The sequence below is a fragment of the Moritella sp. genome (assembly GCF_033791185.1).
Lineage (GTDB): Bacteria > Pseudomonadota > Gammaproteobacteria > Enterobacterales > Moritellaceae > Moritella.
On sequence record NZ_JASJHF010000107.1, the window covers coordinates 1 to 8804 of the forward strand.

Genomic DNA, 8804 nt, shown 5'->3' on the forward strand with positions numbered 1-8804 from the left:
TGTTAAGAATGATGTCAGTGCAGCTGATACCATGATACCCATTACTTTAGCGCGATTTTCAGGTTTAGCAGCGTGTGCAATTGCAATTGCAGCAGCAGGAAGACCGAACATTTTGAACAAGTAACCGCCCGCAAGTTGACCGAAACCATTACCTGCAGCACGAGTTGCATCATCAGCAGTCAGGAAGCATGTCATAATACCATGAGCAACTTCACCAGCATTATTAGTACAAGTACCCGCTTCGTAGAAGAACGGAACATTCCAGATATGGTGTAAACCGAATGGAATCAATGAACGTTCAACAACACCGTAGATACCAAATGCTAATGTCGGATTCTGGTGAGCAGCCCAATCAGAGAAAGAAGCGATAACAGAACCGATTGGAGGCCAGATTACCGATAGGATCAAACCTAAGGCAATCGAAGTAAAACCAGTGATGATCGGCACCGCACGTTTACCGGCAAAGAAACCTAAATATTCAGGTAATTGAATTCGGTAGAAGCGATTAAATGCCCAGCCAGCAAGGCCACCAGCAAAAATACCACCTAAAACGCCGGTATCAATTTTGTCAACACCCATAACGCCAGCCATAACACTCAATGTCGCCGTCATTATACCGTAACCAACGATTGCAGAAAGGCCTGCTACACCGTCATTTTTAGTAAAACCGAGTGCGACACCAACTGCAAACAGCAGCGCCATTTGACCGAATACAGAACCACCAGCTTGTTCCATAATGCTTGATAGGATCTCAGGCATCCAGCTAAATTTAGCGGCACCAACACCTAGTAAAATACCCGCAACCGGTAATACCGATACAGGTAACATTAACGACTTACCTACTTTTTGTAGATTTGCAAACGCGTTACTCATCTCTCACTCCTAATAGTGAACAAACTAAATAGTGCTGTAACAGATGACCTGATACAGCTGAATTTGTTGAGGAAGCATGATCGACTTCCTTGTGTTGAGTTAACTATAGCCTGCTAAAAACAATAGTCATAACAATTACCGGATCGGCGGTGTAGATTTGAATAGCCACTCACAATGGTACAAAACGGTACAATTGGGTATTTTTTTTTATGTCAATGTCAGCACCTAAACAATCACGGTGATAGTAAAGGCGTTTTTTGGTTTAGGAAATGCGGTGCAAAGCTGATATTTAGCTCAGAACACAGTAAAAGTAGAGGAATAGGCGCATTAGTGCGGAGTTGCCGAAATGAAATCCAACCAATAATAATAACAGTTTTACAGATAAACTTACGTAACAAAGTGTAACCTAAGTTTATCTGTACGTTAACAACCGAAAAAAGCGTTATTTTACGGCTGCCAGCGGTAAATAATCACTTTCTTGTGCAGGCCAGCCAAATTGCTCGAATAATCCTAATACTTCTTCACCAACCGCAGCTTCAATGTGTACAGGCAGATCTGTAATCGGATGAATAAAAGATAATGACTTGGCAACAAGTAACAAACGTGACAGTTCAAAATGCTCACGATAAAATACATTATGACGGCCATCGCCATGACTAGTATCACCAACGATAGGGTGGAAAAGATGCTTCATGTGACGACGTAATTGATGCTTACGACCAGTCTGCGGTTCAAGTTCCATTAAGCAATAACGACTGGTCGGATGGTTTTTACTCACCGCATATGGGATCTCAACCTGATGTAACGGTTTATAATGGGTCACCGCCTCTTGCGCTTCTTTATCTTGTGTTGCTTGTTTATCAGCAATCTTATCCAATTCTTGTTTTAATGCGTAATCAAGCGTCCCTGCTTCGTTGATCCAACCGCGTACCACCGCAAGGTAACGTTTAGTTAATGCATGCGCCTGAAAAATTTCGCTCATCTGTCTAGCAACGTCGCTCGATAAAGCAAATAACAATACGCCAGATGTCGGCCTATCTAAACGGTGTACCGGAAAAACATGCTGACCGATCTGATCTCGCACCATTTGCATGGCAAACTGAGTTTCATGACTGTCTAACCAACTACGGTGTACCAACAAACCGGCAGGTTTATCAATCGCAACCAAGTATTCATCTTGATATAAAATATCTAACATTGTACTTATTACCTAACTAGCTTTATTTAATAATTGATCAAACGATAAGATCAGCACCAACAGCTCACGCGTATCCACTCTCATCGATTTAAACGCTTCTTCTGCCATCGGGTGAATCGCCATATTGATCGGCAACGGTATTTGCATCACCAGCAGGTGCTTCATCTTCACTAAAAAGATAAACTGCAACCAATCTGTAAAGGGCATAGTATCAATACAAAATGGCGTCGTACTGGCAAGAGCTTCTGCACTTGGCGGAACGTCATTCCACAATGCGGTGGTTTTTAATTCAGCTTCAATCGCCACTAATAGCTGTTGAGCCTGCAGATAGATCGTCATACTATTATCTCACCATACAAATTTAGCCGCATTATACGCCTGCAACGGTAAGATACAAAAGCCCATAATAATCTCAATTCGCATCTTGATAAGGTTTGCGTATAATACTCCGATGCTTAAGCTCCATTAGGCTCCACTTTTAACCTGGACACATTAGATCATGGCAAATATGCATACCCTCAATACGTTATCGGAATTTCTGTTACAAGCAAAAACCCAATTTCGCGTATATGATATGGGTCGTAAGATCAGCAAAATTTCTACCGACGACTTTATGCAGTTTGAATCCGCACAGCGTCCTTACCCTGCGCCACTGCAACGCCATGCTCAATTTGCGATAACCTTCTGGAATAAGAACGAGAATAATCAACACTATATCTGGTTTCTAAAGTTTCCATTAGATGAGCAAGGGTTACTGATCCAAGGTACCCGCAACACCTTTCTTAATATGGTAGTTGAATCACTTGGTCTAATGTTAGAGAAAACCCCAAGTGAAGAAGAACAGGAGCGCTTAGCAACCAACCCATATGTATTTAAGCCAAGCACAGATAAAGTGGCAATGTTAAATGCCGTTATCAATCGCGATTTTATTCGCCCTGAAAGTAAATTCTATCCCATTGCCCAACATTATTTTGCCAATAAACAGGGGCTTGACCAGTGGCAGGAAGTCGGTGTACAAGGTATTTGTGATGTAGCGGCTCGTTTGAACCGCGATAATAACGCCGCCCACCTTGCAGCAGCATTACCGCAATTACCGACCGAGCCTTTGTTCTCACTGTGCCTTGCACTTGAACATGAAGCACTGCCAACCGTATTAAGTGAAGCATTAGCAACATTAATTAGCCAAGAAATTGCTTTAGAAAAACCAGATGATGTACGTCTCTCCATGCTTATTCGCGCCTTATCGAGCGCACCAGCACAAGGACTGCGTACAGACCTTTATCCTGCGTTGTTTAAGCATACCGATATCAGTCAAACAATCGTCGCATTAGCTGGCCGATGTTGGCATGACTTCAGCGATGAAGTACAACTGATGGCATTCTTTGAAGCCGCAGTACAGCAACAGCAAGGCGAAGAACTGTTTGTCTATCTGTTCTCAGATCTGGTTGCAATACCCACTCTTCGCGACAAAGTATTAACGATGTTACGTAACCCGAATCGCAGTAATAAACTTGGTGGTGCTATCGGCCTATTGTTTCGACAAAAACGCAGCCAATAAGCAACGCAATCGTAAATTATGCACACCAATGACGGAGTAAGCTAAATATGGGAAGTTTGTTAGCGATTGTTGCAGGTTTTATCGGCGTAGTGATCTTTTTACACTTACGTAAACAAGCCGAATTAGCCAATGCATTAATTAAACAGTACTGTGAACAACAGCAACTGCAATGGTTAGCAACCGCCCAAGCTGGTATTTCCTGGTTACCCCATAAAGGCAGCTTATTTCGTTATACCTTTAACTTCGAGTTTAGCAGCAACGGGGAAAATGCCTATCAAGCGACCTTGATCATGGCGGGCCCGCGGGTTTTACACTTTGTGGTACCACCTTATGCAATTGATTGACCCCCGCTGACTAACGCTGTTGCGCATCACTGGCTATACTGAAAAAAAACAGCGGAGACAGATGATGTTTTTAGCCACGCAAACTTTAGAGATGTTATTTGCGCAACTTGGATTAGATAATGATGAATTAAGCATAAAACGTTTTATCCATCAGCATAAAATCCAAGCTGGCGTATTATTATTTGAAGCTCAGTTTTGGAACGACTCGCAAGCGCTGTTTCTCCAAGAAGCGATATACGAAGATGCCGACTGGGCAGAAGTCATTGATCAACTTGATGCTATGCTGCGTTAATACTCGGATAACAGCCTATCAAGACGCATCACCTTATTACACCACCAGAGACACGAAGGAAGGAATACCATGAGCTTACAACATATTGTTGATGCCGCTAATCAACTGGCTCGCGAAGGAAAGAAGCCCTCTGTTGCACTGATTAAATCACGGGTCACCCAACCAGCAAGTTTACGTGAAATTATCGAAACGTTAAAAAAATGGACCTTCGACCCAGATGCCAGCGTCCCTACAGCTGATAAACCAACCGTCGCAACAACGGCAGAGCTAACAGATCCAATCGCAGCTTTGATTGCCAAAGAAATCGCAGCGGTGCGAGCAGAGATCGGTCCATTACGCCAAGAAGTGAACGAACTAAAAGCTGAAATAATCTTTTTAAAACAAACGTTATTAACACAATAATTGTAACAGAGAGAATACCTTGTTTACTGCAGAACTGACTTTTGAATGTTACCAAGATACCACCATTGACGCTGTTGATGGCGCCATTAGCCAACTTATCGATGCGTTACGCTACAACGGCCAAATATTAGGTCGAGAATTCCCTACCAGTATGGATGACGGGCTATTTATAACCCGTGTGGTTTGCCCTGAAGAAGAAAGTTTGCATCCAAAATATCATTCCAGCATTGTCGAAAAACGCTTACAAGCCTTGAGTGAAGCTGGTTTACTCGCACCGAAGATCAGGCTAACGGGTATGGATTTACATTCTGATAATACCGACCCTTGTCAGCAACCAGAATGGCAAGTGTTGTACACCCATTATCTGAGCACCTGCTCACCACTGCGTTGCGGTGAACATCTTGCGCCAATCCCACTGTATAAATTACCGACCCCAGTAATAGGTGATCATCAGGATCTATTACGCTGGCAAGTCGATTGGAGTTCAACTGATGAATTACAAATGCACGGCACGACATTAAAGCAGGCCTGCAGTGAAGTATTAACGGACATCAACAGTTCGTTAAACAATACCGGCTGGCAGTTGGCTAAAGATATTGAACAGCAAACTAATATCCCAACCTATTATTATCTTTATCACTTAACAGATGAGGTAAAACAACATAAATTGACGCAAGAGCGATCTCAAGAGATTGCACGCCCTTGTCCAAGTTGTGGCGGTGAATGGCAGTTAGAGGAAGCATTACACGGTATCTTCGATTTTAAATGTGAACCTTGCCGATTAGTATCCAATTTACCTTGGGAATAGCCTAACCAGCAATAATACTGACAGAAATAGCGCCAGTTGATAGGCGCTATTTATTGTTCAAGTAAGCGCGGTGTTAATTGGCTAATAAACGTGGCCAGATCTGGCGCTAATATCGCGACGATACCTTTACCTAATACTTCACGAACCACTTCACCACTGACATTATCTAATGCGATAATCTGCATATCATCAGCGCAGCTAGCAATGAACAAGGTCGGCGATTGCTTTAATGTTTTTTTCATCATCAAATGGGCAATCATGTTTTCTTGTAAACGCTCAAAATCTTCAGCGTTCCATACCTGAACTAAATCGATGCTCTCATCATTAAACGTTGCAGGCATATGGTCACTAAAATAAGCGCCAAAAAAATCAGCTATCTGCGGATCAAGATCGATACCTAGTGCCGACTCAATATTACTAAATGAGGTAATTTCATCACGCTTTACCGGTAACCAAGCTTTATGACCTGCAAGTAACTGCGCACTACTCGACCCTTCAATAAAACACGGAGAATCCCACTCTGGATCGAATTCTTGTTGTGGTAAGTAATTTTGGGCTTGCCAAAGTTGTTCACAGCGCGCATAAAAAGCAATCAAGGCATCGGTTACTACTACAGTCATTATATTTCCCATAAAAATGATTAAATCAGCTATAGCATATCACTCCGCAGTAAAATTTATTACAATCTCAGCACTGATAAGCAAATTATCTACCGTATGTACTAACCGATGAGAATAAATCATGACCACGACAAACCGTTACCAAGATTCAACTGCACTCGATAAACTAAACCTCGGGCAGAAAACGGAATACATCTCACAATATCAACCAAGCTTGTTACAACCAGTACCAAGACAATTGAACCGTGATGATCTGGCCCTCTCCGAGCAATTACCCTTCACTGGTTGTGATTTATGGAATTTATATGAGCTGTCTTGGTTAAACAGCAAAGGTAAGCCGATCGTAGCAGTTGCAGAAGTAAAAGTATGTGCGACATCAGTCAACTTAATTGAGTCAAAATCATTCAAGCTTTACTTAAACAGCTATAATCAAACCCGGTTTAACTCACCGCAAGACGTCACTAAAACACTACAGCGCGACTTAGCAGCATGCGCGCAAGGTTCTGTTGAAGTGGTGATGTTTGATGACTTAGATACTGCGCCAAGTCAAATAACCAAGATCAACGGCACTTGTATTGATCACCTTGATATAGATATCGAGGATTATGCATTTAATGCTGAGTTATTGAAATCTGCCGCAGATAATACTAACAAGGTTGATGAAGTCGTTTACAGTCACTTACTCAAATCAAATTGCCTGGTAACCAACCAACCAGATTGGGGCAGCGTTTACATTGCCTATCAAGGTAACAAAATCGACCAAGAAGCATTATTACGCTATTTAATATCATTTCGTCAGCATAATGAGTTTCACGAGCAATGCGTTGAACGTATTTTTACCGATATTATGCATTTCTGCAAACCAGAACAATTGACTGTTTATGCGCGCTATACCCGCAGAGGTGGTTTGGATATAAACCCATTTAGGACCAATTGTGACGCGAAAATAGATAATATTCGCTTAATCCGCCAGTAATATGACATGACTGGCTATTTTTTTAAATATCCAGTCATTAACAAAAGCAGTAAAATAGTTTAGTATTTAGATGTTGCAATCAATTAGGTGAATAAATCCACCTCTTAACTAACATAGCAACAGCAACCTCACTCAGTGCGAGGCCTAAATTAGCAAAGGAACGCTAATATTAAATAAGGACATGTAATCATAAGAATGTGATGGCTTCCTTTCTAGTCGATACTAAACTCATGATTTTACGTTTTTTTTATGTTCTTGTATTTATTCTATTTAGTACCACAGCTGCGGCGAGCTTATTTGATCAACTGATATTACCTAATGAGCTAAAACGCAGCCAAACGGTACAGTACAGCCAACCTTATCAATGTATTCAAATTATTGATGAGTACTTACAAGCACAAAAAAAAGATCTCGTCACTGAAGTCTCACGCATGAGTAAAATCAGAGAAAAGTCAGTTACTCCTTCCGATCTTGCGTTGATAAAACAGCAAAAAGCTTTATGTTATTTCTATGCCAACAATACCGATCAAGCTATCGTGACACTCGACAAGATGCTGCTCGACAAATCAAGTTACGTACCATTACACCTAAGACAACAAAGCTTATTAATCAAAAGTCACATTCTTGCGCAATCAACAACCTTACCTAATTTTCAATTAGCCCAAGAAACCATTAATCAAGTACTCCACAGTATTGATGACAATACCTATAATCCAACCGCTAATGGTTACTTTTTACTTAAAATTATCGCCGGTGAAATTGCACTTAAATTAAATTATTATGAAAAGTCTATGACTCTATTTCGTGAAGCGCAAGCATATGCCGCCCAGACACCATTAACCAATAACGCCGCATGGGCAGCCTATGCTATCGGTTATAACTATCAGCAACAAAATAAACTGACACTGGCCATTAATTTTTATAATAAAGCCCAGCAAAAAATACTCGATAGCAATGACATACTAAACGGTGTACTCACCAAAAAAATGAGCCAAGCTTATATTGCCGATGATAACTATAAGCTAGCCATCAGCTTCGCCAACCAATCGGCGCAATACTATCAAAACCTCGGCAACAAATTGCAACTGTCAGACTCTTTGTTGACCCTTGCCAGTATGCATCGCAAGATTAAAGAATATAATTTATCACTCGTTTATTATTTTAACGCGTTAGATCTATTGAAAGTGTTTGATGAAAAAAATAGATTAAATACCGTTTATTTCGAAGTCGGAAAAACGTACTTACAGATGGGTAACTTTAGTTTAGCTGAGCAGTACCTAACCAATGCCGCGCAGCTATTTGACCATAATGATCAAAGTAACTTACTGCTAGAAGCATTGGTACATTTGGCCAACCTCGCCATTCAGCAGCAGAACTACGATACGGCGTTAATTCGCTTAAATAAAGCCTTGGCTATTGCCGCTAAACTCAATATCAGTAAAAACTTTGAAACTGTCTACCTTTACCTTGCTACCGCCTACGAAGAGACAGATCAATATGCCAAGGCACTCGATAGTTATAAACAATTTGTACGTTATAACAAACTCTCTCATTTCGATACCAAAAAAGCCCTGCCGGTCTCTAATCAGCATAAAGAAAATAATGAAATAAAATCACAAAAAATAGATCAGCTGCTAACAGAAGTGACGAAGCTCAAGCAAGCAAAACATAACTTAGTAATAAACGTATTATTACTTGCTGCCATTATGCTCATTATTCTTTATTTGTATTAT

The 8804-nt window shown here is 41.0% G+C and carries 11 protein-coding genes; 7 read left to right on the forward strand and 4 right to left on the reverse strand.

Features of this window, described 5'->3' with window-relative positions:
- From QNK26_RS06795 to QNK26_RS06805, 3 genes are all read right to left on the reverse strand, one after another.
- Positions 1 to 873, reverse strand: an 873-nt coding sequence (locus tag QNK26_RS06795; protein ID WP_319221736.1) for a PTS transporter subunit EIIC, incomplete at its 3' end; no start/stop codon positions are given.
- Between the two features lie 442 nt (positions 874 to 1315).
- On the reverse strand, positions 1316 to 2071 hold the full coding sequence (truC, locus tag QNK26_RS06800) for a tRNA pseudouridine(65) synthase TruC (protein WP_319221738.1): 756 nt from the start codon (positions 2069 to 2071) through the stop codon (positions 1316 to 1318).
- A 12-nt stretch (positions 2072 to 2083) separates the two neighbouring features.
- Complete coding sequence (locus QNK26_RS06805) at positions 2084 to 2410, reverse strand: YqcC family protein (protein WP_319221740.1); 327 nt, start codon at positions 2408 to 2410, stop codon at positions 2084 to 2086.
- A 160-nt stretch (positions 2411 to 2570) separates the two neighbouring features.
- Between QNK26_RS06805 and QNK26_RS06810 the strand changes: the two genes are divergently transcribed.
- From QNK26_RS06810 to QNK26_RS06830, 5 genes are all read left to right on the forward strand, one after another.
- On the forward strand, positions 2571 to 3629 hold the full coding sequence (locus QNK26_RS06810; protein ID WP_319221742.1) for a DUF3549 family protein: 1059 nt from the start codon (positions 2571 to 2573) through the stop codon (positions 3627 to 3629).
- Between the two features lie 47 nt (positions 3630 to 3676).
- Positions 3677 to 3973 carry a DUF3301 domain-containing protein gene (locus QNK26_RS06815; RefSeq protein ID WP_319221744.1) on the forward strand — a complete coding sequence of 99 codons (297 nt, stop codon included), beginning with the start codon at positions 3677 to 3679 and terminating at the stop codon, positions 3971 to 3973.
- Positions 3974 to 4037: 64 nt separating this feature from the next.
- Positions 4038 to 4265: a DUF2789 domain-containing protein gene (locus QNK26_RS06820; RefSeq protein ID WP_319221752.1), complete on the forward strand. Its 228-nt coding sequence runs from the start codon at positions 4038 to 4040 to the stop codon at positions 4263 to 4265.
- Between the two features lie 69 nt (positions 4266 to 4334).
- Complete coding sequence (locus tag QNK26_RS06825) at positions 4335 to 4667, forward strand: hypothetical protein (RefSeq protein WP_319221745.1); 333 nt, start codon at positions 4335 to 4337, stop codon at positions 4665 to 4667.
- Positions 4668 to 4686: 19 nt separating this feature from the next.
- Entirely contained in the window at positions 4687 to 5475 is a 789-nt protein-coding gene (locus QNK26_RS06830) for a Zn-ribbon-containing protein (protein ID WP_319221746.1), read from the forward strand.
- A 50-nt stretch (positions 5476 to 5525) separates the two neighbouring features.
- On the opposite strand, the gene syd is transcribed toward QNK26_RS06830, so the two are convergent.
- Positions 5526 to 6095: a SecY-interacting protein gene (gene syd / locus QNK26_RS06835; RefSeq protein ID WP_319221748.1), complete on the reverse strand. Its 570-nt coding sequence runs from the start codon at positions 6093 to 6095 to the stop codon at positions 5526 to 5528.
- 121 nt (positions 6096 to 6216) lie between these two features.
- Here syd and queF point away from each other — a divergent pair, with 121 nt between their 5' ends.
- Positions 6217 to 7071 (forward strand): NADPH-dependent 7-cyano-7-deazaguanine reductase QueF, encoded by an 855-nt coding sequence (gene queF, locus QNK26_RS06840; RefSeq protein WP_319221750.1) that lies wholly within the window; start codon positions 6217 to 6219, stop codon positions 7069 to 7071.
- Between the two features lie 200 nt (positions 7072 to 7271).
- The coding region (locus QNK26_RS06845; RefSeq protein WP_319221751.1) for a tetratricopeptide repeat protein at positions 7272 to 8804 on the forward strand (1533 nt) is incomplete at its 3' end.